This is a genomic window from Methylobrevis pamukkalensis, assembly GCF_001720135.1.
Lineage (GTDB): Bacteria > Pseudomonadota > Alphaproteobacteria > Rhizobiales > Pleomorphomonadaceae > Methylobrevis > Methylobrevis pamukkalensis.
Genome location: NZ_MCRJ01000057.1, coordinates 1 through 26540 on the forward strand (window position 1 = coordinate 1; position 26540 = coordinate 26540).

22 protein-coding genes and 3 pseudogenes are annotated in these 26540 nt (G+C 68.5%); 5 read left to right on the forward strand and 20 right to left on the reverse strand.

All coding sequences use genetic code 11. The features are described from left to right. Window positions 1-263 precede the first annotated feature (263 nt). From pqqE to A6302_RS10845, 7 genes are all read right to left on the reverse strand, one after another. Window positions 264-1382, reverse strand: a complete 1119-nt coding sequence (gene pqqE, locus A6302_RS10820) for a pyrroloquinoline quinone biosynthesis protein PqqE (protein WP_069307047.1) — start codon at window positions 1380-1382, stop codon at window positions 264-266. Next, window positions 1379-1702, reverse strand: coding sequence for a pyrroloquinoline quinone biosynthesis peptide chaperone PqqD (gene pqqD / locus A6302_RS10825; protein ID WP_245294026.1), 324 nt, complete (start codon window positions 1700-1702; stop codon window positions 1379-1381). Before pqqD ends, pqqE begins: the two co-directional genes overlap by 4 nt. Then, complete coding sequence (pqqC, locus tag A6302_RS10830; protein WP_069307048.1) at window positions 1699-2472, reverse strand: pyrroloquinoline-quinone synthase PqqC; 774 nt, start codon at window positions 2470-2472, stop codon at window positions 1699-1701. The genes pqqD and pqqC overlap by 4 nt, the downstream gene beginning before the upstream one ends. Beyond that, window positions 2469-3416, reverse strand: coding sequence for a pyrroloquinoline quinone biosynthesis protein PqqB (gene pqqB, locus A6302_RS10835; protein ID WP_069307049.1), 948 nt, complete (start codon window positions 3414-3416; stop codon window positions 2469-2471). Before pqqB ends, pqqC begins: the two co-directional genes overlap by 4 nt. 16 nt (window positions 3417-3432) lie before the next feature. After that, window positions 3433-3654, reverse strand: a complete 222-nt coding sequence (gene pqqA / locus A6302_RS26160; protein ID WP_083255684.1) for a pyrroloquinoline quinone precursor peptide PqqA — start codon at window positions 3652-3654, stop codon at window positions 3433-3435. Window positions 3655-4292: 638 nt separating this feature from the next. Further along, complete coding sequence (locus tag A6302_RS10840) at window positions 4293-5189, reverse strand: ketopantoate reductase family protein (protein ID WP_069307050.1); 897 nt, start codon at window positions 5187-5189, stop codon at window positions 4293-4295. 75 nt (window positions 5190-5264) lie between these two features. Further along, a complete protein-coding gene (locus tag A6302_RS10845; protein ID WP_069307051.1) occupies window positions 5265-7166 on the reverse strand; it encodes a diguanylate cyclase in 1902 nt (633 codons plus the stop codon). Window positions 7167-7906: 740 nt separating this feature from the next. Here A6302_RS10845 and A6302_RS10855 point away from each other — a divergent pair. After that, window positions 7907-9364, forward strand: coding sequence for a calcium-binding protein (locus A6302_RS10855; protein WP_069307052.1), 1458 nt, complete (start codon window positions 7907-7909; stop codon window positions 9362-9364). Between the two features lie 259 nt (window positions 9365-9623). On the opposite strand, the gene A6302_RS10860 is transcribed toward A6302_RS10855, so the two are convergent. Then, complete coding sequence (locus A6302_RS10860) at window positions 9624-11198, reverse strand: 2-isopropylmalate synthase (RefSeq protein WP_069307053.1); 1575 nt, start codon at window positions 11196-11198, stop codon at window positions 9624-9626. 496 nt (window positions 11199-11694) lie between these two features. Between A6302_RS10860 and A6302_RS10865 the strand changes: the two are divergent. Then, a pseudogene (locus A6302_RS10865) lies at window positions 11695-12173 on the forward strand (carboxymuconolactone decarboxylase family protein). Continuing rightward, window positions 12173-12658 carry an RrF2 family transcriptional regulator gene (locus A6302_RS10870; protein ID WP_069307054.1) on the forward strand — a complete coding sequence of 162 codons (486 nt, stop codon included), beginning with the start codon at window positions 12173-12175 and terminating at the stop codon, window positions 12656-12658. Before A6302_RS10865 ends, A6302_RS10870 begins: the two are co-directional and overlap by 1 nt. 13 nt (window positions 12659-12671) lie before the next feature. Here the strand turns inward: A6302_RS10870 and A6302_RS10875 are convergent, their stop codons facing one another. The 5 genes and pseudogenes from A6302_RS10875 to A6302_RS10895 all read right to left on the reverse strand — a co-directional run bounded on the left by A6302_RS10875 (window position 12672) and on the right by A6302_RS10895 (window position 17813). Next, the gene (locus A6302_RS10875; protein ID WP_245294027.1) at window positions 12672-13568 is read right to left on the reverse strand and encodes a PhzF family phenazine biosynthesis protein; all 897 of its coding nucleotides are present in this window, start codon (window positions 13566-13568) and stop codon (window positions 12672-12674) included. Between the two features lie 263 nt (window positions 13569-13831). Then, window positions 13832-14593, reverse strand: coding sequence for a hypothetical protein (locus A6302_RS10880; RefSeq protein WP_069307056.1), 762 nt, complete (start codon window positions 14591-14593; stop codon window positions 13832-13834). A 252-nt stretch (window positions 14594-14845) separates the two neighbouring features. After that, window positions 14846-15865 (reverse strand): ketol-acid reductoisomerase, encoded by a 1020-nt coding sequence (ilvC, locus tag A6302_RS10885; RefSeq protein WP_069307057.1) that lies wholly within the window; start codon window positions 15863-15865, stop codon window positions 14846-14848. 94 nt (window positions 15866-15959) lie between these two features. Further along, window positions 15960-16588, reverse strand: a pseudogene (locus A6302_RS10890) (TetR/AcrR family transcriptional regulator C-terminal domain-containing protein). A 175-nt stretch (window positions 16589-16763) separates the two neighbouring features. Then, window positions 16764-17813, reverse strand: a complete 1050-nt coding sequence (locus tag A6302_RS10895) for a helix-turn-helix domain-containing protein (RefSeq protein ID WP_069307058.1) — start codon at window positions 17811-17813, stop codon at window positions 16764-16766. Between the two features lie 220 nt (window positions 17814-18033). Here A6302_RS10895 and A6302_RS10900 point away from each other — a divergent pair, with 220 nt between their 5' ends. Together A6302_RS10900 and A6302_RS10905 are read left to right on the forward strand one after the other, a co-directional pair. Next, complete coding sequence (locus A6302_RS10900) at window positions 18034-19170, forward strand: tetratricopeptide repeat protein (RefSeq protein ID WP_069307059.1); 1137 nt, start codon at window positions 18034-18036, stop codon at window positions 19168-19170. Next, complete coding sequence (locus A6302_RS10905) at window positions 19160-20062, forward strand: hypothetical protein (RefSeq protein WP_141703662.1); 903 nt, start codon at window positions 19160-19162, stop codon at window positions 20060-20062. Before A6302_RS10900 ends, A6302_RS10905 begins: the two co-directional genes overlap by 11 nt. Before the next feature lie 187 nt (window positions 20063-20249). Here A6302_RS10905 and glsA read toward each other — a convergent pair whose 3' ends face one another. From glsA to A6302_RS10940, 7 genes and pseudogenes are all read right to left on the reverse strand, one after another. Then, window positions 20250-22115, reverse strand: coding sequence for a glutaminase A (gene glsA, locus A6302_RS10910; protein WP_169833561.1), 1866 nt, complete (start codon window positions 22113-22115; stop codon window positions 20250-20252). A 282-nt stretch (window positions 22116-22397) separates the two neighbouring features. Then, a pseudogene (gene bluB / locus A6302_RS10915) lies at window positions 22398-23047 on the reverse strand (5,6-dimethylbenzimidazole synthase). Further along, the gene (locus A6302_RS10920) at window positions 23044-23790 is read right to left on the reverse strand and encodes a pyridoxine 5'-phosphate synthase (protein ID WP_069307062.1); all 747 of its coding nucleotides are present in this window, start codon (window positions 23788-23790) and stop codon (window positions 23044-23046) included. The pseudogene bluB and the gene A6302_RS10920 overlap by 4 nt, the downstream one beginning before the upstream one ends. Before the next feature lie 145 nt (window positions 23791-23935). Further along, entirely contained in the window at window positions 23936-24655 is a 720-nt protein-coding gene (locus tag A6302_RS10925) for an LrgB family protein (RefSeq protein ID WP_069307063.1), read from the reverse strand. Beyond that, window positions 24642-25058: a CidA/LrgA family protein gene (locus tag A6302_RS10930; RefSeq protein WP_069307064.1), complete on the reverse strand. Its 417-nt coding sequence runs from the start codon at window positions 25056-25058 to the stop codon at window positions 24642-24644. Before A6302_RS10930 ends, A6302_RS10925 begins: the two co-directional genes overlap by 14 nt. A 127-nt stretch (window positions 25059-25185) precedes the next feature. Continuing rightward, window positions 25186-25875 carry a VOC family protein gene (locus A6302_RS10935; RefSeq protein ID WP_069307065.1) on the reverse strand — a complete coding sequence of 230 codons (690 nt, stop codon included), beginning with the start codon at window positions 25873-25875 and terminating at the stop codon, window positions 25186-25188. A 116-nt stretch (window positions 25876-25991) separates the two neighbouring features. Next, window positions 25992-26474, reverse strand: coding sequence for a YbaK/EbsC family protein (locus A6302_RS10940; RefSeq protein WP_069307066.1), 483 nt, complete (start codon window positions 26472-26474; stop codon window positions 25992-25994). Window positions 26475-26540: the final 66 nt, after the last annotated feature.

Sequence of the window (26540 nt, forward strand, 5' to 3'; positions counted from 1 at the left end):
CCTGAGGAGGCCTGGAACAGGCCGTCTCGAAGGACGAGGCCGGGTGCTCCGGCCCTTGCCGCTGACCAGGCCGGTCACCCGGCGACTTGAGGCGGCAACCCGGTGACGAGGCGGTATCCGCACGCGATCGTGCCTGCCCCAGAGACGTCACCCGGATGGATCACCCAACGCCGTGAGACCAACAGGTCGTCGGATCAAGCCCGGAAAACACGACAGCGAGACGGCGGCCAGTCGCCTGCGACGTCAGCCGCCATCCGTCCCCATCACAGCGTCCGGTATACATACGCCGGAGAGATGTCCGCGGCTTCGGCCAGCGCCATGTCCTGCATCTTCGCGTGGAACGGCGACTTGATGCAGGCCGGGTCCGTCGCGGCGGCGTCGCCGGCATAGGCCATCGCCTGGCAGCGGCAGCCGCCCCAGTCGACTTCGCGCCGGTCGCAGGAACGGCAGAGTTCCGGCATCCAGTCGGTGCCGCGATAGGCGTTGAAGGCGCTGCTGTCGGCCCAGATCCAGGCGAGCGGCTTGTCCTTCACATTCTCGAACTCGAGATGCGGGATCGATTCGGCCGCGTGGCAGGGCAGCACCTTGCCCGAGGGCGTCACGTTGAGGCCGACCCGGCCCCAGCCGCCCATGCAGGCCTTCGGATATTTCGCGTGATGGTCCGGCGGCACGTAGTCGATGACCAGCGTGCCCTTCAGCCGCTCGCGCGCCTCCTCGACGATCTCCGAGCAGCGGTCGACCTGCTCGCGCGTCGGCATCAGCGCGGCGCGGTTGACGTAGGCCCAGCCGTGGATCTGGGTGTGCGCCACCTCGATGCGGCGGGCGCCGAGCTTGACGGCGAGATCGATGGTCTCGGCGGTGCGGTCGAGATTGCGCCGGTGCATCACCGCGTTGACGGTGAGCGGAATGCCCTCCGCCGCGATCCAGCCGGCAACCTTCATCTTGTGGTCGAAGCCGCCGCGATAGCCGCCGATGAGGTCGGCGGTCTGGGAATCGGTGCCCTGCACCGAAAGCTGGATGTGATCGAGCCCGCGCGCGGACAGATCCTTCATCCGCGCCTCGGTGAGGCCGACGCCGGAGGTGATCAGGTTGGTGTAGAGCCCCGCCTCGACGGCGACCGAGAGCAGCTGCTCCAGATCGCGCCGCGCGGCCGGCTCACCGCCCGAGAAGTGGACATGGAGCACGCCCATGCGCGCCGCCTGGCGCAGCACCTCGGACCACTCCTCGGTCGACAACTCCTCGGAGCGCTTCGACATCTCGAGCGGATTGGAACAATAGGGGCACTTCAGCGGACAGCGGTAGGTGAGTTCCGCGAGCATCGCCATCGGCGCGGGAACGCGCCGGACGGTGCCGGTCTTTTCCGCGGGCGTGGGAGCGTTCATGGCGTCACCTCCATCATGCGCTTGTCGACGAGGTCGAGAAGCAGCTTTCGGACGTCCGTCGCGATCGTGTCGCGCGGTGCGGCATATGTCTCGGCCAGATGATCCACGATCTGGGCGACGCTGCGCACGCCGTCAACCTCGGCCAGCACCGCCGCCGCCACCGGATCGAGCCGCAGCGCCCGCTCGGGCGCCAGCAGCATGTGGGTCTCGCGCGCCTCGTCGTAGCGGATGCGCACGCCGCGCAGCAGGCGCGGCACGCCGCCTTCCGGCATGCGATCGGCGGGGGCCGCGGCCGTGTCGTCGGCCGCCTCGCCGCTCACGCCGCCGCCTCGACGCCGGCGCGCATGCCCTCGCCCGGACGCCAGGCGCCGGGGGCAGGAATGCCGGGGCTCACATAGGCATAGGACAGGGCATCGAGCTGCGCCCACAGCACCTCGGTCTTGAACGTGAGCGCGCCCATCGCCGCCTGCTGCTGCTCGACCGTGCGCGCATTGCGCTTGACGTAGTCGAGGGCAAAGCCCGCGTCGCGCGGCGCCTGGTCGAGACGGCGGCGGAAGTAGGCGACCACCTTCTCGTTGATGAAGTCGTAGCTCTCCAGCATGCCGGAGATGCGCTGCTTGTGCAGGTTCGGCGCGAACAGCTCGGTCAGCGACGAGGCGACCGCCTCCAGCAGCGTCCGCTCGGCCACGAAGCGCACATAGGCTTCCACGGCGAATTTCGTCGCCGGCAGCGCGCCCTGACGCGAGATCACATAGTCGCGGTCGAAGCCGAGGCCGTCGGTCAGCACCAGCCAGCGCTCGATGCCGCCCTCCTCGCCTTCGAGGCCGTCATGGTCGGTGATGCGGTGCAGCCACTCGCGACGCAGGTCCCGGTCGTCGCAGCGCGCGATCAGGGCCGCGTCCTTGCGCGGGATCGCCGACTGGTAGCAGTACCGGTTGAGCGCCCACGCCTGCACCTGCTCGCGGGTGCAGTGGCCGCCGTGCAGCCGGTCGTGGAAGGGATGGAGGCTGTGATAGCGCTCGGCGCCGATCTGGCGCAGCGCGGCCTCCAGTTCGTCCGGCGTCATCGGTGTGCGCTGGGCCCCGTTCATAGCAGAACCTCCATTCCATCGCGGGCGATGGTCCATCCGGCCGCTTCCGCTTCGGCACGCTCGGCCGAGAAGTCGTTCAGCACCGGATTGGTGTTGTTGATGTGGACGAAGATGCGGCGCGCGACGTCGAGTCCGGCAAAGGCCGCGATCGACCCGTCGGGTCCGCTCATCGACATGTGACCCATGCGCTTGCCGGTCTTGGCGCCGACGCCCATGCGGATCATCTCGTCATCCTGCCAGAGCGTGCCGTCGAAGAACACGGCATCGGCACCGCGCAGGCGATTGGCCAGTGCCTCGGTCATGCGCGCGCAGCCGGGAATGTAGTAGGCGCGGGCGCCATGGCGACCGGACAGCTCGACGCCGACGGTCTGCTCGCCCTCGAGATCCGTGTCGACCACGTCGCCTTCGAGATAGAGCGGCACCTTGCCCGGAACCGGAAACAAGCGCGCGGTCACGCCATCGACGAGTTCGAACGGCGCGTCCAGCGTCACGGTGCGCCGTGTCACGAACTTGGGGTCGAGCGCCTGGAAGATCGGGTTGCCTCCGATCACCTCGGCAATGCCCGCCGTCGAGAACAGCTCGAAGGGCTGCTTCTCGCGCAGTGTCAGCAGGCCCGCGACATGATCGATGTCGCCGTTGGTCAGGAGCACCGACGCGATCGGCGTATGACGAAGCCCGACGATCACGGGATCATCCGGCTGAATCTGGCGGCAGGCCAGGAACTGGCGACCGAGATCAGGCGAAGCGTTGAGCAAGGCCCAGCGCACCCCGTCGGAACTCACGGCAAGAGAAGATTGTGTTCGCGCCTCGAACCCGGCAATGCCGCGCCGAAAAGCGGCGCAGTTGGCACAGTTGCAGTTCCATTGCGGGAAACCGCCGCCTGCAGCCGCGCCAAGAACGAGAGCGCGAAGCCGCGGAGACGCGGCTTCGGCCCCGATTAGCATGTCTGCGTTCCGGAAATCAGACTTCCGGCGGGAAGTACATGTTGATTTCCATGCCGACGCAGAGCTCTTCAACCTTGGGGGTGTTCCAGGCCATGATATTTCCTCCGATAGGGGTTTTGGGGCACCCGCAGTCCGGCACCAGCAAGTGTCCATTGAGACTGACCGCGATCAGCCCTGACCTCAAGTTAAGCTTCCGTAATGTCGGCGCAAGGGGGGTGGGTGCGACAGAATGGACCATGTGTGCGGCGCCGATCTCGCAGTTGCGAAGGGCCGACCACGACGGTTGACGGGAACATCAACCTGATCCTGTTGAAGTTGTTCGAGGCTGGACCTGCCGCAGATGATGCTGCGGTGCAACAGGCTTCGCCCCGCCCGCCGCCAGGGACTGGAATTTGCACCGGAGGGGTTCTATCTCTGAGGGGTTCTTGAAGAGGGTGTCATGCGCCACGTACCGCTCCTGATTCTGGGCCTGCTGGCCCTGACCGCCTGTCAGACGACCAGCGGACGCGAGGCTGCCGAACAGCGCATGCTGGGATACAAGGGCATGAGCGAGCCGCAGCTTGTGGCAAGCCTCGGTCCGCCCGACAACGTTTATGTCGGGGCCGGCAAGCGCTACCTCTCCTGGTATTCGCAGAAGACCCGCTACCGCCCCGGCTTCGGGGTCAGCGCCGGCCCGCGCTACGGCTGGTTCTACGGCGACGCCGGGGGACCGGCCTACGCCACGACGGTCAGCTGCAAGACGACTCTGATCCTCGAAGCGGGCAAGGTCACCGGCTGGAACCTCGACGCGACGGCTGCTACCGGTGAGGGTCCGTCGACCAGGAGGGCCCTCGCCCTTTCCGACCTGAGATCGGCATCCTTCGCCAGGTTGGCTCGTCAGCCTGCCTTCTTGGCCTCCAGCAGCTTCACCAGCGTGTGCAGCGTGCGGTTGGCCGGCGTCGGGATGCCGAGCGCTGCGCCCTTCTCCACCACATGGCCGTTGAGGTGGTCGATCTCGCTGCGCTTGCCGCGGGCCAGATCCTGCGCGGTCGAGGAATACTGGCCGGGCATCGACCGCGACAGCGCCACCACGCCGGACCAGGCGTCGCCCGGAATCGCGATCCCGAGCGCAGCGGCAACGCCAAGGCATTCGTCGACGACATCGCGCATCACGTCCAGCACGCCGGGCGCCGCCGCAAGCTGGCCGTAGGGCAACTGCGTGATCGCGGACAGCGCGTTGTAGGCGCAGTTCATCACCAGCTTGGACCAGAGCGCGCCGACCGCGTCGGCCGAGACGGTGGTCGGTACCCCGGCCGCGGTGAATCGCTCGGCGATCGCGGCACTGTCCGGCGCGACGCCGGCGACAAGATCGCCGCGGCCATGGTGAAGCACGTGCCCGGGTCCGGCCATCTCCGAGGCGACATAGACCACCACCGGCGTCACCGGCCGGCCGAGCACGGCCGCAAGCCGCTCGGCATTGTCCACGCCGTTCTGCAGGCTCCAGATGGCGGCGGAAGGGGAAAGATGCGGTGCCATCGCCGCGCCGGCGGACAGGGTGTCGGTGGACTTGACGCAGAACAGCACGAGCTCCGCGCCGGCAACGCCGTCCGCCTCGCTCGTCGCCTGCACCGCCACACTCTCGCGGAAGGCGGCCGTCTCCAGGACGAGGCCGTGCTCGGCCATCGCCTCGACATGCGCGGGCCGCCCTATCAGGGTCACCGCGTGACCGGCGCGGGCGAGCATCGCCCCGTAGTAGCAGCCGACGGCGCCGGCCCCCATGATCGCGATCTTCATGTCTGGTCCCGGCTGTTGCGTGAGTCCCGTGAGAGGCAGGCACCGTCGCCCTGCGACCGCCCGAGGTCAAGTCGATCAGGAGGCCCGGCGTGCGGGCGGCACGAGATCCCGGCCGTGCAGCACGAAACGGTCCCGGCCGGACGCCTTCGCCGCGTAGAGCGCCGTGTCGGCGGCGGCCACGAGATCGCCGGAGGTGCTGCCGGCAACACGCCGGATCGTCGCGACCCCGATGCTGACGGTCACCCGGCCATGCTCGCTGCCGAGATGCTCCACATCGAGAGCGCGGACGGACTGCCGGAAGGCCTCGGCGATGTGGGCGCCCCCTTCGGCATCCGTGTCCGGGAGGATCGCCGCCAGTTCCTCGCCGCCGTAACGGGCGGCGATGTCGCCCGGACGATAGAGCGTGCCCTGCAGGCACTGGCTGACCGCCCGCAGGCAGCGGTCGCCGGCCGGGTGGCCATAGCGGTCGTTGAAGGCCTTGAAGCGATCGATGTCGATCAGCAGCAGCGTGGCATCCGACCCGTTGCGCTGCGCCCGCGCCAGTTCCTTGTCGAGCGTCAGGTCGAAGGCCCGGCGGTTGAGCAGGCCGGTCAAGCCGTCGGTCCGCGCCAGCGCCTCGAGGTGATGGTTGAGGCTCAGCAGCGCCTCCTCGGCGGATTTCGCGGCGGTGACGTCCGAAAAGACCACCAGCGCGCCGCCGTCCGACAGGGGCCGCGTCCGGGCCTCCAGCCAGCGCCCGTCGCCCAGCCGGACCGTGCGCTTTCCCTCCACTGCCAGGCTGGCGATCGTTCCGGCGATCCATGCCTCGACGTTGCCGGAGGCGACCTCCTCCTCGCCGCGCGCCACGGCGGCGGCGAGAATCTGCCGCAGCGACGTGCCGGGGATCCGGAAATCGCCGGTCTTCGGGAAGAGGTCGCGATAGCGGTCGTTGCTGAAGACGATCCGCCCGTCCCGGTCGAACATCACCAGCGCGTCGGCCATGTGCGCGAGCGCGTCGGACAGCCGCGCACGGCTTTCGGCGAGCTCGGCATGCAGCGCCTTCCACTCGGTGATGTCACGATTGTGCGTGATCAGCCCGGCGAGGTCCCCTGCGGCGTCGCGCATCGGCGCCTTCAGGGTGATCAGCCAGCCTTCCGAGCCGTCCGGCCGAAGATACCGCTGCTCCATCGTCAGCGGCGCGCCGATCGACAGCGTCCGCTCCTCGTCCGCGCGGAAGGCCTCGGCGAGGTCGGCGGGATAGAAGTCGAAGTCGGTCCGGCCGATCAGCACCCGTGGGCTCGCGGCCTTCATCAGTTTCGCCGTCGCCGGGTTGGCGGCGACGAAACGGCCCTGCAGATCCTTGGCATTGATGCAGTCGGGCATCGCCTCGATGATCGAGCGGAACACGTCGGCATCGCGATGGGCCTCGCGCCGGCGGCGATCCTGGTCGAGCGCAAGGCTGAACACCAGCATCGACAGGCAGATCAGCATCGAGGACGGCAGACCGAGCCCCACCAGCAGTCCGCGCCAGACGTCGGACGGCAGGAGCGGAAACGAAGCCAGCGGAACGACCGCGACAGTGAGGGACACGAGCAGGATGTCCGGCAACCGCGGTCCGCGCAGGCGCACCTTCCACCAGACGGCGGTCGCGGCGAGGCTCACGAGAGTGATCGACAGCAGCCCCGCCGGCATGCCGACTCCGCCAAGATGAACGCGGTAGACGAGAGCGGCGCCGCCAGCGATCGCGCCTGCCACCGGACCACCCCAGAAGGCGGCGATCGCGAGCGGCACGCTCCGAAGATCGATGTAGATGCCATCGTCCGCCCGGATCGGGAAGGACATCAGACAACAGGCGCCGAAGGCCATCAGCAGTCCGAAGACCGGAACCCGCGCAGATGCCCGCTGCCCCTCGAGCCGGTCACCGAGATGCGACCAGGCTGCAAGGAGGATCGCCATCAGGCCGATGTCGGCGAAGAGACCAAGCCAGAAGGTGTCCATCACGGGTTCCGGGGTCCGAGTGCGGGCAGTTGCAGGGTCACCGGCCGGCCTGTCTTGTGCCCGGAGATATCCTGGACCGCGGCCATGCGGGTCTCGTCCGCGTCGACGGCGAGAGTTACCGGGATGCCGTTAAGACTTCGTGGGAGAAATCATATGAATTGCCCCGATCGGGAATGACACGGATCGCGATCTTCGGCTGCCCGGCGGCCGGCCCTTGGCTGGTCGTGCCTGCGACGTGGTCATGAAACGAAAAAACCGTTCGATGAGCTCGCGTCAAGCGCAAGGTCATCGAACGGTTTTTCGTTTCCCACAGGATCCCGGCGCCAGGGCCGCGGTTCCCGAAATCTTTGGTGGGCACTGTAGGGATCGAACCTACGACCCGCTGATTAAGAGTCAGCTGCTCTACCAACTGAGCTAAGTGCCGCCCGCAGCAGACCTTGCGGCCCGCCGTTGCGTTGGGGGCTTATAGTCGGGGAGGCCGGAGCCTGCAAGCCCCTTTTGCGATGATTCTTCGGCACCATTGGTGGGGGGCGGGAACGCGCGCCGCGAGGCAACCGGCACCCGGGCGCGCCGAGATGCCTGCAGAGACACGGCCCCGCCTCCGCGCTGCAATATTCCCCAAGCGCAATGCAGCAAATCATCATGTAGATTTTCATGTACAACTTTTGACATCAAGGGGTATTCAAGAATAGTATTGCTCAAGCCGCTCGTTCTTTTTGACGATGACGGGGGACACGAAGATGGCGATCAATATCATTACCGGCACCACCGGCAACGACGTCCGCAAGGGTACGGCGGGAAACGACCAGATCGACGGTCTTGCGGGCAATGACGATCTTTTCGGCGGACGCGCCAACGACCGGCTCAACGGCGGCGACGACAACGACACCCTGCGGGGCGGTCGCGGCAGCGACACGCTGGACGGGGGTGACGGCAACGATGTCCTCTTCGCCGACGAGGGCCGCGATGTGCTTGACGGCGGCAGCGGCGACGACCTGTTCCAGTCCGCCCTCGGCGGCGAACGGGTCACCTTCGAGGGCTACGGGCAGGCCGGCAACGACTTCTTCGTGATCGACGACACGGTCGACGGCCTGATCAACGGTGGCGCGGCCGGCTACGACACCCTGCGCCTCGCATGGACGAGCGGCGCGGCCGTCGTCCTCTCCCCGGCACTGGCGACCCGCGGCGACATGAACCTGTCGATCTCCGGCATCGAGCGATTCGAGATTTCCACCGGCGACGGCGACGACAGCATCACGACCGGCGACATCGACGACGCGATCGGGGCCGGCGGCGGGGCCAACACGGTCGATGCGGCGGGTGGTGACGACACGGTGAGCTACCGGGCCGGCGCGGCGAACGTCCTGGACGGCGGCGCGGGCGACGGCGACACGCTGGAGGTGTCGCTCGCGCCGGAGCAGGTGCTGGCCTTCGTCGTGTCCGGTTCGGCGGCCAGCGACGGCTTCGGCTCCCAGATCAGCGGCTTCGAGCGCTACGCCGTGACCGGCGGCGACCAGGCCGACACGATCACGCTCGGCGCGGGTGCGGACCGCGGCAGCGGCGGGGACGGCGACGACGCGCTCTCGGGCGGCGACGGGCGCGACATCCTGAGCGGCAACATCGGCGACGACGTGATCGCGGGCGGTGCCGGAAGCGACGTCCTCGGCGGCGGGCGCGGCGACGACATCCTCGAGGGCGGCGAGGGCAACGACATCCTGCGCGGCTGGCGCGGCAACGACACGATGGACGGCGGCGCGGGCAACGACACGCTGCACGGCGGCCCCGGCAGCAACACGCTCGTCGGCGGCGCGGGCGATGACGTCATCATGATCGGGGATGGCTCCAACCGGATGACCGGCGGCAGCGGCGCCGACCGCTTCGTCGCCGCCAGCGGCAGCATGGGCTTCAACCTCATCACCGACTTCGTCTCGGGCGAGGACACGCTGGAGCTGTTCTCCGGTCTGCTGCAGTTCGGCCCCGGCGCCGGCCCACTCGATCCGGCGCTGTTCAGCATCGACGATCCGGTGGGCGACGCCGCCCAGTTCGTGCTGGAAACCAGCCCCGGCGGCGACCCGGCCTTCGGCGACATCCAACTCGTCTGGGACCCGAACGGCGACGACCCGGCCGGCGGCGTCTATTTCATCATGGGCTTTTCGGCCGGCTCGACCATCGATGCGGGCGACATCCTGATCATCTGAAGCACATCCGCCCGAAGACAGCTCTGTGAACGGACAAACGGCGCCCCGGCTGATGGCCGGGGCGCCGTTGATCCTCTGGTCCTCTTGGACCGGTTGCCTCATACCAGCGCGCATGAATCGACCTCTCTCCACCCTCACCCTGAGGAGGCCCGGAACGGGCCGTCTCGAAGGGCGGGGGGCGGCCCCGTCCTTCGAGACGGGCGCAAGAGCGCCCTCCTCAGGATGAGGCCGATCGAGTCCGTTCATCGGGGCGGCGGTATCACACCGCCGCCATCGCCTCGCCGCGGCCGAACGCAACGCCGTTGGCGAGCTTGTTGATCGCCGAGACATAGGCGCGCGCCGAGGCGGCGATGGTGTCGGTGTCGGCGGCCTTGCCGGTCACCGTGCGGCCGCCCTCCTCGAGCCGGACCGACACCTCGGCCTGGGCGTCGGTGCCCTCCGTGACGGCGCTCACCTGGTAGAGCCGCAACACGGCCTCGTGCGGCACGATCGCCTTGATCGCCTTGAAGGTCGCGTCGACCGGCCCGTCGCCGGTCTCCTCGCGGGTGACGTGCTGGCCGCGCACGTCGAGCGTGACGATCGCCTTGGCCGGGCCGCCGGTGCCGGCGATCACGGTCAGCGACAGCATGCGGATCGCCTCGCCGCCGGTCGCCATCTCGTCGGACACCAGCGCCTCGATGTCCTCGTCGTAGACGTGCTTCTTGCGGTCGGCGAGATCCTTGAAGCGGCGGAAGGCCTCCTCGAAGGCGTTGTCGCCGATCACGTAGCCGAGTTCGGCGAGCTTGTCCTTGAAGGCATGGCGGCCGGAATGCTTGCCCATCACCAGCGAGGTCGCCTTCACGCCCACGTCCTCGGGACGCATGATCTCGTAGGTCGAGGCGTTCTTCAGCATGCCGTCCTGATGAATGCCGCTCTCGTGGGCAAACGCGTTCTTGCCGACGATCGCCTTGTTGTACTGGACGTCGAAGGACGATACCGCCGCCACCAGCTTGGAGGCACGGGTGAGATGCACCGGATCGACGTTGCAGGCGAAGGGCAGCACGTCGGAGCGGGTGCGCATCGCCATCACCACCTCTTCCAGCGCCGCGTTGCCCGCGCGCTCGCCGAGGCCGTTGATGGTGCATTCGACCTGCCGCGCGCCGCCGGCGACGCCCGCCAGCGAATTGGCGACGGCGAGACCGAGGTCGTCGTGGCAGTGGACCGAGAAGATCGCCTTGTCGGCATCCGGCACCCGGGCGCGGACCTGCTCGAACATCGCCCGGTATTCCTCCGGCACGGCATAGCCGACCGTGTCGGGCAGGTTGATCGTGGTGGCGCCGGCGCGGATCGCCGCCTCCACGCAGCGGCAGAGATAGTCGATCGGCGTGCGCGTCGCATCCATCGCCGACCACTCGACGTCGTCGATCAGGTTGCGGGCGCGGGCGACCGTGGTGCGGATGATCTCCAGCACCTGCTCCTCGGTCTTGTTCATCTGGAACTGCAGATGGATCGGCGAGGTGGAGACGAAGGTGTGGATGCGGCCGCGCCGGGCATGGCGCACGGCGTCGCCGGCCCGGTCGATGTCGCCGGGGATGGCGCGGGCGAGACCGGCCACCACCGCGTTCTTCGTCACCTTCGCGATCTCGCACACGGCCTCGAAGTCGCCGTTGGAGGCGATCGGGAAGCCCGCCTCGATGATGTCGACGCCCATGGTGTCGAGCAGTTCGGCGACGTTGAGCTTTTCTTCCAGCGTCATCGAGGCGCCGGGCGACTGCTCGCCGTCGCGCAGGGTGGTGTCGAAGATGACGACGCGGTCTTTTTCGTTCGGCGTCGCGGGGGTTGCGGTGGCGTTCATCTGACCTTCCTCACGTCTCGTGTCCGGCGCCGCCGCGCCCGGGCTCGAAGGCTCCGGGTGTCGCGTTCGCGATGCGCCGCTGGGTGTTGGATCCCTTCCGGGCTCGACCGTCGGCTCATCCCCTGAGTGCCTGCCCGCACGCGGGCCGCCGGCTCTCAGGGGCCGGTAAGGAGAAGGGTCAGGGCAAGCGACAGCGTCCGCGCGGGCGTTGCCGGCGCGGCGATCATCTGCGGCCAGGGGGCGCGGCGCGTGATCATGGGACCTTGAAGTCTCGCTTCAACTCACTGTCGTCTCGTGCATACCCCTGCCCCGGCGGCGATGGCAAGCGGAAACTGCCGCAATTGCCGGACCGACGGCCTTCGGCCACCAACCCCGCGGCCCCCGCCGCCGCCTGAGGCTTTACAGGCAGCGTTATTGTGGATATTTGATATCCATAAGGATGTTTCATATCCGCAATATCTCCGTCCCCCCACGCCCGCCTCAAGAGGATCCCGCCATGACCCAGCGCCTCGACTACGCCGCCCTCTCCCCCGATCTCCTTGGCAAGTTCCGCGAGTTCAGCATTTCCCTCGGCAAGACGTGATCGAGGCAAAGCTCCGTCATCTCGTCGATCTGCGCGTCTCGCAGATCAACGGCTGCGCCTTCTGCGTCGACATGCACACCAAGCAGGCCAGGATCGCCGGCGAGCGCGAACTGCGCCTCCATCACGTCGCGATCTGGCGGGACTCGCCCCTGTTCGACGCGCGCGAGCGCGCCGCCCTGGAATGGGCCGAGACCCTGACGACGCTGCCGCCCCACGGCGTGCCGGACGAGATCTATGACCGCGTCCGCCAGCATCTGGCGGATCGCGAACTCTCGGACTTGACCTTCGTGGTCATGGCCATCAACGCTTGGAACCGCGTCAGCGTCGGCTTCAGGTCCGTGCCGGGCTCGCGCGACGCGCAATACGGACTGACGAAAGCCGGCCTCAGCTGATGCAGCTCAGAAACCAGGTCGAATGGGCGTTGCACTGCTGCGGGCTGCTGGCCGGCCTGCCGGAGGGTCGGCGCCTGTCGACCAAGTCGCTCGCCGACTTTCACGGCGTGCCGAAGGAGTATCTCTCCAAGGCGCTGCAGGCATTGTCGACTGCGGGGATCGTCGAAGGCAGCCTCGGCCCGGCCGGCGGCTACCGGCTGGCGAAGCCGCCGTCCGCAGTCTCGTTCCTCGACATCGTCGAAGCCGTCGAGGGACGACGGCGCACCTTCGCCTGCACCGAGATCCGGCGCAACAATCCCTGCCGCGCCACCGACACCTGTGACATGGCCCCCTGCACCATCGCCCGGGTGATGTGGGAGGCCGACGAGGCCTGGCGGGAGCGGCTGCGCGCAACGACGCTGGCCGACCTCGCCGCGATGCTCGGCGCGGAGATCCCGGCGGAAACCCTGCGCAAGGTTGCGGCCTGGGTGGGCGCGCGAAGCTGACGGACGTGCCGTCTCAGACCGTGAGCCGACCCTCGGAGATCAGCACCGCCTCGCCGGCGATGCGCGCGCCAGTGAGCCGGCCGCCTTCGATCTGCAGTTCGAGGTCGATCCGGCTCGGGCGGCCCATCTCGTAACCCTGCTCGATGACCAGCGGGTGCTGGCCGTCGGTCACGCCGTCGAAGCGCACCACCACGCCGGCAAAGGCCGCCGCCGCCGATCCGGTCGCCGGATCCTCGCGGGTGCCGAGCGACGCCGACATCATCCGGGCGTGGAAGCTGCTCGCCATGTGCTCGGTCTCGCGCGTATAGACATAGGTGCTGCCGATGCCGACAGGCGCGAAGGCGAACAGCAGCTTCTTGTTGTCGATCGAGACGCGGCGCATCACCCCGAGGTCCCGCACCGGCACGAAGACGAAGGGCACCCCGGCCGTGTAGGCGGAGGGAAGATGGTTCTCGAAGCCGATCTCGCTCGGCTCGAGGCCGATTGCCGCCGCGATCACGTCCTTCGGCACGTTGAACGGGATCGCCTCGGGCAGCTTGGGCACGTCGAACACCGCGCGGCTGGCGCGGTCCGGCGAGAGCTCGACCGCGCAGCGCACCGAACCGATGCCCTCCTCCAGCACGATCACCGCGTCCTGGGGCCCGTCGACCTTGCCGAACCGCACCTCGGCGAGCGCCACCGCGCTGCCGATCGTCGGATGGCCGGCGAAGGGAAGTTCGCGCGTCGGCGTGAAGATGCGGATCTTGGCCGTGTGCGCCGGTTGCTCGGGAGGCGCGACGAACACCGTTTCGGAGAGGTTGAATTCCCGGGCGATCGCCTGCATCGCGTCGCTGTCGAGGCCCTCGCTGTCGAGCACGACGGCAAGCGGATTGCCGGTGAGCGGACGGTCGGTGAAGACGTCGAGAACCATGAACCTGCGATCCATCCGGGCCTCCCTGGCAACATCGGGGTGCGACGCGCCACCCCGATCCGCTCCGTGCGTGTACGCCCTCACGCGCAGCAAGCCTAGAGCGGTGCGCCGAAAAATGTGAGTGTCGTTCGGCTAAATTCTGGCGCCTCTGCCCAGAAAATGATCGGGACGGGAAAACGTTCGATGGGATGCCGGACCGGGGACGATCGGACGGACCGCAACCGAAGCCTGCATAGTCGATGTTCGCTGCACCCCGGAGCTGTTCAGTCCTGTGCCGGCCCCAGCACCGTTTCGGCGATCGCCAGCGCGTAGCCGGGCACCGTCTCGGGGTCGAGCGCCGCCGCATCGCGGATCACCACCATGTCGGAGAGCTCGGATCGCCGCTGCCCGGCGATCTCGGCGCGAATTCCGGCGAGCAGCTCGTCGGCGGTCTGCCGGAAGCGGTAGTGCCGCGCGACCGAGACCCGGGGCCCGTCGAACACCGCATAGGTTCCGGCCACCACGGCCTGCGCGGCCGCAAGGCCGGTTTCCTCTGCCATTTCCGTTTCGATCGAGCCGATCACGTCGATCGTGCCGTCGGCCCGGAGGTCGCGCGGCTCCAGCGACCCGCCGGGCGGGTAGACCTTGCCGGCGTTGGCCGTCCAGTCCGCCATCCGCCCGTAGAAGAGGGCGCCGTCGGACGACTGGATCACCGCCGAGCCGAACAGGTTGCGAAAGCCGAGGTCGGGAAATCCCCAGTCGCGCCACGCGACGAAGCCGGCGAACTCCATGGTGATCGCGTCGGCGCGCAGCACGCCCGCTTCCAGCACGAGGCCGCCCGCGCGTCCCGGCGCGCGGGTGGCGAGCACGCTGCCGTTCCAGAGCGACGGGTTGCGGGCAACCTCCGCCGCCCAGTGCGCGGCAACCCGCGCCTTCAGCGCGGCGTCCTCCGTCCAGCTGCCGGAAACGAGCCGCAGATCGACGGTGGCTATCGGCGCGACGGTCACCGGCGTTCCGTCGGGGGCAACCCAGGCTGTCGACCGCATGCGGACATCCTTCGGGCAATTTTCGCAGCGGCGAAGTCTCTGACGACGAACCTGCTGGATCCGTCGCCGCTCGTGGCTCCCTTCTCCCCCCGGGGGGGGGAGGTGGCCGCGCAGCGGCCGGACGAGGGGGCGGACGGGCGCAGCGGCCCCCCACCAACCCTTCGGTTCCCCCTCTCCCCGACGGGCAAAGGGGGAACCATTTGCTGTTCCGACCAAGCACGACCGCTTAGCCGAGGGGTCGACAAGTCCCGATCAGTTGCGGGCCTTGTCGACCAGCTTGTTCTTGCCGATCCACGGCATCATGCCGCGCAGCTTCTCGCCGACCTGCTCGATCTGGTGGGCGTCGTTGACGCGGCGGATGCCCTTGAAGCGGGCGGAGCCGGCGCGGTATTCCTGCATCCACTCCGAGGTGAACTTGCCGGTCTGGATGTCGGTCAGCACGCGCTTCATCTCGGCCTTGGTCTCGGCGGTGATGATGCGCGGGCCCGAGACATACTCGCCCCACTCGGCGGTGTTCGAGATCGAGTAGTTCATGTTGGCGATGCCGCCCTCGTAGATGAGGTCGACGATCAGCTTCACTTCGTGGAGACACTCGAAATAGGCCATCTCGGGGGCGTAGCCCGCCTCGACGAGGGTCTCGAAGCCGGCGCGGATCAGCTCCACGAGGCCGCCGCAGAGGACGACCTGCTCGCCGAACAGGTCGGTCTCGCACTCTTCCTTGAAGGTGGTCTCGATGATGCCCGACCGGCCGCCGCCGACGCCGCTGGCATAGGAGAGCGCGAGGTCGAGGGCGTTGCCGCTGGCGTCCTGGTGGATCGCGACGAGGCAGGGCACGCCGCCGCCCTTCTGGTATTCGCCGCGCACCGTGTGGCCGGGGCCCTTCGGGGCGATCATCAGCACGTCGACGCTGCTCTTCGGCTCGATCAGGCCGAAGTGGACGTTGAGGCCGTGGGCGAAGGCGATGGCGGCGCCGTCACGGATGTTCGGGGCGATCTCGTCGCGGTAGATGTCGGCCTGGAGTTCGTCCGGGGTCGCCATCATCATCAGGTCGGCCCAGCCGGCCGCCTCGGCGACGGTCATGACCTTGAAGCCGTCGGCCTCGGCCTTCTTGGCGGTCGCCGAACCGGGACGCAGGGCGATCGCCACGTTCGGCGCGCCGGAGTCCTTGAGGTTCAGCGCATGGGCGCGGCCCTGGCTGCCGTAGCCGATGATCGCAACCTGCTTGCTCTTGATCAGATTGATGTCCGCATCGCGGTCGTAGTAAACGCGCATCGTCCTTCACCTTTCCCTGGGGGCGTTCCGCCCCTTGTCGTCGGCCGGCCGGTGTCGGCTGGCCGTTTCCCGACGGCGCCGCACCGGCGCCGTGTCACATCCGCCCGTAGAGGCGAAAAAAACCGTCGACGGCCCGTGCCGCCTGCACCTTCACGTCAGCGCCCTCCGGCGCCGGCGCGCCGAGCAGCATCCGCACGTGGAGGTCCCGCACCACGAGGCCGTAGAGCGTCTCGTAGGCCTCGTGCGGATCGGCGAAGGCGAGATGCCCCTGCCGCCGGCCGAGGTCGAGCAGCGCCCGCAGCCGCGCCTCGATGGTGCGCCGGCCACGCTCCATCAGCAGCGCCCCGAGCTCGCGCCCTCCCCGCTCGCCTGGCCGATCGCCAGACGGTTGAGCGCCAGCGAGGTCGGCCCCGACAGCACGGTGAGAAGATCCTCGGCGAACACCGCCAGCAGTTCGCGGAACTCGGCGGCATCGGGCGCGGCGCGCGCCGGGGCCGGCGTGCGCACCTTGGCCGCCTGATGGGTGATCATCGCCGCCAGCAGGCCGTCGCGGTCGCCGAACCACTTGTAGAGGCTTTCCTTGGAGCAGTTCGCCGCCCGCGCCAGCCCCGCCGTCGTCAACGCCCGCTCGCCGCCCTCGACCAGCAGCCGCAGCGCCACATCGAGCACCTCGCGCTGGCGCGGCGAATATGCGGCGGTTTCGACGGGAAGTGCGGCGGTCACGGCGAAGGGTCCTGCCCCGGCAAGGCGTGGTGCAATGCAACGTACCGAACGGTACGGTTCGTCTTATGTCGCAACCCGGAGGCCGCGTCAAGAAGCGCAGGCGAAAGTGCGTGACGGGTGCGTCGCCGGGCGCATCAAGCAGGAGCCGCGTGGCGGACTGTCCGCATGGCAGGAGTCACAGACGTGACAGCCACTCTCCGAACACCAGCCGATCGGGATCCGGCGCACCGTCACCGAGCGCCGAGACATTGCGCCCCTCCACCACGGCGGCGCGCGCCTCACGAGGAGTGAAGCCGAACTGGGCCTTGAAGGCACGACTGAACTGCGCCTCGCTGGAGAAGCACAGGGCATGGCCGATATCCCCAAGCCGGGCGGTGGCGCCCCGTTCGACGATATCGTGGAGGGCCTGCTTCAGTCGCGCTTCGCGGATCGCCTTTGCCACGCCTCCGGCCGGCTCCAGAAGACGGTAGAGGCCAGCCCGGGACACACCGACCCCACGGGCAACGCTTTCAGGGTTGAGCCGGGGATCACGAAGATTGGCCTCGATGAAAGCCCTGGCCCGGCCGACGGTGACGACGTCGAGGTCGGCGCGTGCTCGGCCGACCCTATCCTCTCCCGGCTTCAGGCACGCAGCAATAAGGGCCGGCGTCAGAGCCCCGATCGCCTCCGCGTCGGAAAGATCGACGTCGCCAACGTGACGCACGACCGAGACGATGTGGTCGGCGAGGATCAGCGCCATCGGCGTCTCGAGCCGCACGCCATGAAGCGTGGCGAGGGCCTCGTCCGGCAGTCCGAGCACCCGGCGAGGCACCACCACGGAGATGTTGCTGGCCGGGGTCACCCCGACATCAATGATTCGGCCGAGATCGATGACAAGGACGCCGATTGGGCGCCCTCCGGTCTCGAACGGGCCGTCGAGGTCGATGCGCAGCAGGACATGGTCGATGAAGTCGGTGAGGATACGCCGGCGAGATCGGGCAAACGCGAAGCTGGTGGTCTCCATCGTGCTGACGATCAGCGCGCCGAGGTGGACGCTTCGGATCCGTCCGAAGAAGTCTCGTTCCTCTGACCTGTCGAACGCCTTCATCTCGAACATCGAATTGATGCGGGCGCGAAAGGCGTCGAAGCGGATGTCCTTTGGCAGCGGCTCGGTGGAGAAAACCTGTGTAACGGGTCTCAGCCGGGGCAAATCCTTCGCTCTCCTTAGCAAGCTGTTGTCCAGCATGGATTTTCTACGCTTGAAACGGGTGCACGGATCTTGATTGAGACGCAGGCGCAAATCCAGCGCCGCATTTTGAGACACCTTCGATACCGCTGATCCCATGTCTTCGGATAGTCCATCGACCGGTGCGAGATGATCCAGAGCGAGGGGCATCCGATATGTGGAGCAGGCAGACAGCGATGCTCGGAGCTTTGCTCGGGAGTCTGCTCGCGGCAGCGTGGTGATGGCGGATACCACCGGCAGCGAGTGCGACAGGCTGGCGGCGAGTCGCAACGATCCCGCCTTCGCCAGCACCGGCGTCGATCATCTCGACATCGATCCGACGGCCGCGCGCGCGGTCTGTGCGAAAGCCCTCGCCGGCAATCCCGGTGAGCCACGGTTCGCCTTTCAGTTGGGCAGGGCCGAACAGCGACTTGGCAATCACCAGCGTGCCCGCGAGCTCTATGAAGCCGCCGGCGCGAAAGGGTATCGCCTTGCCGACGTCAATCTCGCCATCCTTCACGAGGATGGGCTCGGCGTGCCGATCGACACCCGGCGCGCGCGGTCGCTCTACGAGCGCGCCGCTGCGGCGGGCATCGGCGTTGCCCTCAACAACATCGGTTCGATGTACGAGGACGGGCGCGGTCAACCGGTGGATCGGGACATCGCGCTCGCCTACTACCGCCGCGCGGCCGATGCCGGCTATGCGCCTGCGATGGGCAACATCGCCTGGATGCTGGAACATGCCCCCGAGGGCGTAAAGGACACGAGGGCGGTGGCGGTGGCCTATGCGGAGGCCGCCCGCCTCGACGTCACCTTCGCCCAGATCAGACTGGGCCTTTTCTACCGGGACGGGATCTTCGTCGCGGCGCCGGACCCACATGCCGCACTTGCCCATTTCGAGCGCGCCGCCCAGTCCGGTGATCTGTGGGGCCGACTTCATGCCGCACAGATCCTGCTCGCCGACGTCCGGAGCATCGCCAGCGATCCGGACGAGGGCATGGTGAAACTCGATCGGGTCCTCGCCGAAGCGGACGACTCCTTGCTCGCCGAGGCACTGTCCACCAAGGCCGAATACATCCTTGCCCGCGAGGGCCTGCCCGGCAAGGCGATGCAGCTTCTGCAGCGCGCGGTCGACGTTGCGCCGGAGGAGGCGTCCGTGTGGGCTGCGCGCGCTGCGGTCCTCGCGGCACAGGACGATCTGGACGGGGCCGATGCCGCACTGGCAGAGGCGATCACGAGAAACGACCAGTTCGCTCCCTGGCTGGTCAGACGCGCCGAGATCCGGGAGAAGCTGGGCGACGCGGTCATGGCCGCGGACTTGAGAAGACGGGCAGGGAACGCCGCCTGGGGCGGATTCTTCCTGGGAAATGCAGACTGAGATCAGTCACGGAAAGTGTCGGGCGATCAACGCTTTCCGCGCAATGGCACGTCCGCATCGGGCCTCGGCCGATCAGACCGAAACCCGATACGGGGCGACCATCCGACAATGGGCCAGGCGGCAGGGCGTGATGATCAGCCGCCATCATGTGGGGAAGACAACGATGAAGAGAACAAGGGTGATGGCGTCGGGTCTGGCGCTTCTCGGACTGGCTGCCTGCGTCACGACCGAACAGGCGGGCCAGGCAATCACCGCACGCTGGATCGGCCAGCCGAGCGATGCCTTCTTCGTGCAATATGGCCCGCCGCGCGGCAGCTACGTTCTCGCCAACGGCGACACGATCCATACCTGGCGAGGCGGCGAGACGACGAAACACGTGCCTGCCCAGTATGCACCCGTGGCAACGGCCGCACCCACCTTTCAGCCACCCGCATTCCCCTCCACGACATTCCCCTCCGGCGCAACCTTCCCGTCCAGCACCTTCCAGCCGTCGTCGATGCCATCGTCGACTTTCGGAAGCCAGCGTTGCGCCCGGCCCGCGGCCACGGTGCAGAGCGCCGCGCCGCTCTATGGGAGACAGGTGACGAAGACAGAGACCAAGGTGGAAAATCCGCGGCCCGGGGTGACCCGGACCACGACCACCACCACCTCGCGCAGCGCGAGCGTCAATTTCAATCCGTCGGGGCTGTTCGGCGCGGCGCCGTCGTCGCCACCGCCCCCTCCGGGTCAGCGCCTCGTTTCCGCAGCGCGGACCGAGCAACTGTTCTGCGAGTTGCAGATCACGACCGCCCCCGCGCCGGACAGCATCATCAAGGCGATCCGCATTTCACGCGATACCGGTGCTGCCGGCATCGGCCTTTCGCGATGCGCCGAGGTGATGGGCGTGAAATGAGCCGGGCCGGGACCGGCGCGGCGAACGTCCGGCGGTCCGGACGGGAAGCGCGGCGGTCACGGTCGAAGATCCTGCCCCGGCAGAGCGTGGTGCGATGGGGCGTACCGGACGGTACGGTTCGGGGCAGGCTATGGCCCGGATTGCCGACATGGTCACGTCGCGGGATGACCGGCTGGATGCGTCGCCTCTACCGGCGCAAGGCGCTGATCGTCGCGTTGACCCGCCGCAGCCGGTCTGAAAGGTCTACGGCAAGAGCGCCGAGAATCCGGTTCATCGCCATGGGGTGGCGCGCGCCGTAGGCCCTGAGATCGTCGACCCGCAGGCTCCAGCCGGTCACGTCCGTCTCGGCCACCACATCGGCGGAGCGCTGCGCGGCGCCCATCAGCGCCATCTCGCCGAAGGTCTCGCCGGGTCCGAGCCCGTTGAGAGGAACGGCTTCGCCGCCCTCCACCGGGAGGAGCACCTTCAGGCGGCCGGTGCCAATGATCACGACGGTGTCGGCAGGCTCGCCGAGCGCCGCAAGCCGCGTTCCGGCAGGCGCTTCGAGAGGGGCCGGGGGCACTTCGCCTGCAAGGCGTTCGAATTCTTCGGGAGTGAGGCCCGACAGCAGCCTGGCATCGGCAAGCGTGCGGCTTTCGTCATCGCGGGACGTGGGCGACGTGCCGAGCAGACGGTTTTCCGCCCGTTCCAGCGCGCTGTCGATCCCCGCAGCCATGGCGAAGCCGGCGGCGGCGTCCTCCGCATCGCCGAACAGGATGTTGCCCGGTCCGGCGATGGTGACGCACTGACCGCCGAGGGCAAGCTCACGACCGAAATCGGCAAACATGCGCTCCGCCCCGGCCTCCACGCCCGTCACGCGCTGCACGTCCAGCACCACCTCGCCGGCCGCCAGCCCCTCGGCGACGCGGCGCAGCACGCGCTCGGCGGCGGCGACGGAGATCTCGCCATGAAGTTCGAGTACGATGAGGCGTTCGGCCTGCATCTCGAGCCGGGCCACCGCCTCCGGCGAGCGCCAGCGCCGCGACCGCATCGCCCGCCCGTCGAGCGACCGGCGCAGCACACCGGCGTCGTCCGGGCGGGCCGCCAGGCCGTGCAGGCGGAACCGTTCGGACAGCGCGCGGATCGCCGCCACGGCGCGCACGCTGTTGCCGATCGCATCCAGCTTCGGCGACCAGGCGGCGATCCCGAACTGGCCGGGCACGACCGCGAGCACGCCGCCCGACACGCCGCTCTTGGCCGGCAATCCGACCTCATAGGCCCACTGGCCGGCATAGTCGTACATGCCACAGGTGAGCATGACGGTGAGCACGTCCGGGATGTGGGCGCGCCAGACCGCAACCTCCCCGGTCAGCGGATTGCGTCCGCCCGCGGCCAGCGTTGCCGCCATGACGGCGAGATCGCGCGTGTCAACCAGAAGCGAGCATTGGCGGAAGTAGGTGTCGAGGGCGAGGTCCGGCTCTGCGGCCAGCATGCCGGAGTTGAGCATCAGATAGGCGATGGCGCGGTTACGATGCCCGGTCTCCGCCTCGGAGCGAAACACCGCCTCGTCGATTTCGAGCGTCCGGCCGGCAAATCGCGACAGCGCGTCCACCATTGCCCGAGTGCGCGCATCGCGTTCCTCGCCGTCGAACAGCGCCGCAACGGCGATCGCCCCGGCGTTCACCATCGGATTGAACGGCCGATTGTGGTCCTCGTCGAGAATGATTGCGTTGAACGCGTCCCCCGTGGGTTCGACCCCGACCCGGGTCATCACCGTCTCGCGGCCGAGCCGGTCGAGCGCGGCGGCATAGGCGAAGGGCTTCGACATCGACTGGATGGTGAAACGGGTTCCGGCATCCCCGATCGAGAAGACCTGACCATCCACGGTCGCCACCGCGAAGGCGAAACCGTCAGGATCGGCTTTTGCGAGTTCCGGAATATAGGTCGCGACCTCGCCGGAAGTCTCGGCGCCGAGTTTCGAAAAGATCTCGGTCATCGCGGCAATCAATGGACTGGAAACCATGGAACGCCCCTGAATCGGGAAACGCAAAACGCGACTTCCCAAGATCAGCAAGCCATGTGCCAGTGATGCATTCATGCAAACCCGTTTGCATCGACAGTCATCCGATCACCAAATTGCAGGTTTCGTCATTCCTGCCGGACTTGAAGCGGTCGGTCTGCGGGGCGGATTCGCGGCCGGCCGCCCCTGTCGGGGCTTGATCAGCAAGCCGGAAGGATGGGGACGACGTCCTTGCATTTCTTCAGGCCCGACCGGAACGGGACCGCCATCGAACGAAAAGATCGCATCCAGTGCCCGCTTTCGCGCCAGTTACTTTCCAACGTCGTCAGACGGTGCTCAGCGCAGAAGATGGACGGGTCGCTGCCGCGTCTCCCAGCCCTCGCGCTCCAGTTCCGGCACCACGTGGTTCTCCGCCGGCCAGCCGAGGCAGAAGTAGCCGACGAGACGCCAGTGCGGGGGGATGTCGAGGATCGCCGTGACATGGTCCGGGTCGAGGATCGACACCCAGCCCATGCCGAGCCTTCGGCGCGGGCGGCGAGCCAGAGCGTGTGGACGGCCATCACCGCCGAATAGGCGACCGTCTCCGGCATGGTCGCGCGGCCGAGGCCATGGCCGGTCTCCGGGTCGGGTTCGACGAAGACGGCGAGATGCCAGGGCGCCTCGTCGAGGCCGGCGAGCTTGAGGCGGGCGTAAAGGCCGGCGCGATCGTCGGGCCGGGCAGCCAGCGCCGCGGCGTTGGCGGCTTCGAAGTCGGCGCGCACGGCTGCCCGCCGGGTCGGATCGACGACGGTGACGAAGCGCCACGGCTGGCAGTAGCCGACCGAGGGGGCGAGCGCCGCCGCCGTGATCAGGCGGGCCGCGAGATCCGGATCGACGGGATCGGGGCGAAAGCGGCGCACGTCGCGCCGCCAGCGGAAGAGATCGCCGAGGCGCGCGCGAAAATCCGCGTCGAAGGCGGGAGGCCCGCCCTCGCCCGGCCTCGTCACACCGCCTCGCCGCAGGCAGCGCGATACCGGCGGATCGTCTCGGCCATGCCGTAGATCAGCGCGTCGGCGGTCAGCGCATGGCCGATCGAGACCTCGGCGATGAAGGGAACGGCGGCTTTCAGCGCCGGCAGGTTATCGAGGGTGAGGTCGTGTCCGGCGTTGATCGCAAGGCCCGCATCGCGCGCCGCCTCGGCCGAGACCTTGAGCTTGTCCAGCTCCGCCGCCTTGCCGGCCGCGTCGAAGGTGTGGCCGTAGGGCCCGGTGTAGAACTCCACCCGGTCGGCGCCATGGGCGGCCGCGCCGGTGGCCATCGCCGGATCGGCATCGACGAAGATGGAAACGCGCGCCCCGAACCCGTGGATGCGGGCGGTTGCCTCGGAGAGGAGTTCCCTGTGAGCGATCGTGTCCCAGCCGTGGTCGGAGGTCGCCTGCGCCGGGTCGTCCGGCACCAGCGTCACCTGGTCGGGCCGCGCCGTCTCGCAGAGGCTCAGGAACTCCTCGGTCGGATAGCCCTCGATGTTGAACTCGCGGCCCGGCCAGTCGGCGCGCAGCATCGCCGTGAGCTTGGTCACGTCGCTGCGGCGGATGTGCCGCTCGTCGGGGCGCGGATGCACGGTGATGCCATAGGCGCCGGCGTCGAGCGCGATTGCCGACAGGCCGGTGACGCTCGGCCACGGCAGGTCGCGCCGGTTGCGCAGCTGGGCGATGGCGTTGACGTTGACGGAGAGCTTGGTGAGCGGCATCGGGCGACCTCGGCGGCGCCAGTGCGCGGCAGGAAGCCCGTCTGGCGAGGCCGGTGGCTTAGGCCAAATCCGGGAGCGAGGCAATGCGCGCGCCTGCCGCAGCAGCTTTGCCCGCAGGCACCGGTTCGGCCGCGCGAGCGCGTTTTCAGAAGAAGAAGGCAAGCAGCACCGGCATGATCAGCGCGGTCATCACCGCGTTGAGCGCCATGCCGATGCCCGCGAAGGTGCCGGCGGTGCTGTCGACGGTGAAGGCCCGGGCCGTGCCGATGCCGTGGGCGGCAAGGCCGACCGCGAAGCCCCGCGCCGCATAGTCACGGATCTTCAGCGCGTTCATCAGCGGCGTCACCATCACCGCGCCGAGCACGCCGGTCATGATCACCAGCACGGCGGTGAGCGCCGGATCGCCGCCAAGCTCGGTCGAGACGCCCATGGCGATGGCGGCGGTGACAGATTTCGGCGCGATCGCGATCACCGCCGGCTTCGGCACGCCGAACAGCAGCGCGAGGCCCACCGCGCTGACCACCGCCGTCACCGAGCCGGCCACCAATGCTGCCGCAATCGGCAGCAGCCGGCGGCGCACCAGCCGCCAGTTGCGATAGAGGGGCACGGCAAGCGCCACGGTCGCCGGGCCGAGCAGGAAGTGGATGAACTGCGCACCCTCGAAATAGACGCGGTAGGGTGTGCCGGTGGCGACGAGGATCAGCGCGACCAGCACGATAGCGATCAGGACCGGATTGACCGCCGGATGCCGACCGCAGAACACGGCAATGCCGTCGGCGGCGATCCACACCAGCAGGGTCAGCGTCAGCCACAGCAACGGAGAGGCGGCAAGATAGGTCCAGAGGCCGAAGTCAGCGCCGCTCATCGCCGCCCTCCGTCTCGCCCGCATCCGTCCGCCGGCTGGTGAGCCGGGTGACGGCGACGAACACCAGCACCGTGACCACCAGGGTGACGGCCAGCGACAGCACCAGAGTCAGCGCGAGGCCGACGCCGTGGGCGGCGAACACGCCAAGATTCTGAATGACGCCGGCCCCCGCCGGTACGAACAGCAGGCCGAGGCTGGCAAGCAGCCGGTCGCTGGTCGACCCCACCTCCTCCACGAGCCGCCCCAGCCGGGGCCGGGCATAGGTGCGCGGTGCCAGCGCCAGCAGGAACGCAAACAGCAGCAGGAATCCGACCACCGGCCCCGGCAACGGCAGCCCGAGACCGCGCACGGCGACCTCGCCGACGAGCTGGCAGAGCAGAAGAAACGCGATGCCCTTGATCATCCGCCCGTCCCGTCGCGTGGTCCGGCGATCCTGCCGCGATGGACACGATCCGATGCAAGCTTCCGACCACGGGTCGCTCGACGGGCGATGCCTGCCGCAGCCCGAGGGAGGGCGTGGACGCCGGCCCTCAATCGTCCAGCCAGTGGAAGCCCGCGATGTCGAGCCGGCGCGGTGTGCCGCCGTCGTTCCGCGACAGCGTCAGCACCATGCGGTGGGCCAGCGCGTCCGGCGGGCCGACATGGAGACGCACGAGGCCCGCATCGGCAAGCACCGACAGCGCCTCGCCCGGCTCCACGCCCTTCGGCAGCGTCAGGTCGAGGGCGGTGATCTCGGCAAGGCCCGCGGCCCGCTGCCGCTCGCCGGCCGCGCCGTTGTCCCAGCGGTCGGGACGCCGGTTGCGCAGGGAGCGGAAGATGAACGGCTGGGCGAGGTCGTCGGAGGCGGTGGCGACCGGCATGTGCAGGCCGTCGGGAAGGCCCTCGAAGCGGTAGGGCCAGGTCTCGAACGGCAGGTCGTCCTCGGTGCGCACCGCGATCCCGTAGGGCGAGCCGCCGAGGAAGCGCCAGTCGGCGCGCCGCTCGATCCCGGCCCGGCCGATGTCCGGCGCGCGCGCCTCCTGCACGTCGACCACCCACAGGAGTTCGAGAAAGGCGTTGTCGAACACGAAGCAGACGTTCGCGGTCCCCTGCCCCTCGTGGCGCCGGCGATAGGTCTCGACCAGACCGCCGGCGACGAGTTCGTCATAGACGCGCCCGCCGGGACGGCCATGGTCCGGTTCGACGAAGACGAAGACATGATCGAGTTCGAGACTGGTCATCGGCACTCCCGCCTTGCGCGGCGACGCTTTTGTGGCAGCTAAACCCTTGTGCAGCCGTCGCGCAAGTGTGCGAACTGCAGATCCGCAGGGGCGGTACGCCGCAACCCCTGCCGGCTTCACCCCGTCATGACGAGGGTCTTTGCCCCGATCGCGGCCGCGAGCGCACCTGGTGCCACCGAGAACACGCAGGAGGGCGTGCCCGCCGCGGCCCAGACGATGTCATGGGCCAGAAGGTCGGGATCGAAGAAGGTCGCGAGCGGGGTGGCGTGACCCAGCGGCGGAATGCCGCCGATGGCAAAGCCGGTGATGTCGCGCACGGCCTTGCCGTTCGGCCGGTCGAGCGGCTCGCCGAGATGGGCGGCGACCGCCTCCTGATCCACCCGGTTGGTGCCCGAGACCAGCAGCAGATAGGGCGTGCCGCTGTCCCGGCCCGAAAAGACCAGCGACTTGACGATCTGGCCGACCGTGCAGCCGCAAGCCGCCGCGGCGTCTTCCGCCGTGCGGGTGGAGGCCGGCATCTCGATGACCGCGACGTCGAGCCCGAGGGCCTGGGCGGCGGCGGCGACGCGTCTGGCGGCATCGGGGAGAGGGGTGGTCATGGGATGGGTCTCGTCTTCACCGGTAGGCTTCACCCCTCATCCGGCCCTTCGGGCCACCTTCTCCCG

Coding starts and splice junctions, on each gene's coding strand:
- pqqE (WP_069307047.1), bottom strand. CDS start 1,382: ATGAACGCTCCCACGCCCGCGGAAAAGACCGGCACCGTCCGGCGCGTT.
- pqqC (WP_069307048.1), bottom strand. CDS start 2,472: ATGAACGGGGCCCAGCGCACACCGATGACGCCGGACGAACTGGAGGCC.
- pqqB (WP_069307049.1), bottom strand. CDS start 3,416: ATGCTAATCGGGGCCGAAGCCGCGTCTCCGCGGCTTCGCGCTCTCGTT.
- pqqA (WP_083255684.1), bottom strand. CDS start 3,654: ATGGTCCATTCTGTCGCACCCACCCCCCTTGCGCCGACATTACGGAAG.
- A6302_RS10840 (WP_069307050.1), bottom strand. CDS start 5,189: ATGAAGATCGCGATCATGGGGGCCGGCGCCGTCGGCTGCTACTACGGG.
- A6302_RS10845 (WP_069307051.1), bottom strand. CDS start 7,166: ATGGACACCTTCTGGCTTGGTCTCTTCGCCGACATCGGCCTGATGGCG.
- A6302_RS10855 (WP_069307052.1), top strand. CDS start 7,907: ATGGCGATCAATATCATTACCGGCACCACCGGCAACGACGTCCGCAAG.
- A6302_RS10860 (WP_069307053.1), bottom strand. CDS start 11,198: ATGAACGCCACCGCAACCCCCGCGACGCCGAACGAAAAAGACCGCGTC.
- A6302_RS10870 (WP_069307054.1), top strand. CDS start 12,173: ATGCAGCTCAGAAACCAGGTCGAATGGGCGTTGCACTGCTGCGGGCTG.
- A6302_RS10875 (WP_245294027.1), bottom strand. CDS start 13,568: ATGGTTCTCGACGTCTTCACCGACCGTCCGCTCACCGGCAATCCGCTT.
- A6302_RS10880 (WP_069307056.1), bottom strand. CDS start 14,593: ATGCGGTCGACAGCCTGGGTTGCCCCCGACGGAACGCCGGTGACCGTC.
- ilvC (WP_069307057.1), bottom strand. CDS start 15,865: ATGCGCGTTTACTACGACCGCGATGCGGACATCAATCTGATCAAGAGC.
- A6302_RS10895 (WP_069307058.1), bottom strand. CDS start 17,813: ATGCTGGACAACAGCTTGCTAAGGAGAGCGAAGGATTTGCCCCGGCTG.
- A6302_RS10900 (WP_069307059.1), top strand. CDS start 18,034: ATGGCGGATACCACCGGCAGCGAGTGCGACAGGCTGGCGGCGAGTCGC.
- A6302_RS10905 (WP_141703662.1), top strand. CDS start 19,160: ATGCAGACTGAGATCAGTCACGGAAAGTGTCGGGCGATCAACGCTTTC.
- A6302_RS10920 (WP_069307062.1), bottom strand. CDS start 23,790: ATGCCGCTCACCAAGCTCTCCGTCAACGTCAACGCCATCGCCCAGCTG.
- A6302_RS10925 (WP_069307063.1), bottom strand. CDS start 24,655: ATGAGCGGCGCTGACTTCGGCCTCTGGACCTATCTTGCCGCCTCTCCG.
- A6302_RS10930 (WP_069307064.1), bottom strand. CDS start 25,058: ATGATCAAGGGCATCGCGTTTCTTCTGCTCTGCCAGCTCGTCGGCGAG.
- A6302_RS10935 (WP_069307065.1), bottom strand. CDS start 25,875: ATGACCAGTCTCGAACTCGATCATGTCTTCGTCTTCGTCGAACCGGAC.
- A6302_RS10940 (WP_069307066.1), bottom strand. CDS start 26,474: ATGACCACCCCTCTCCCCGATGCCGCCAGACGCGTCGCCGCCGCCGCC.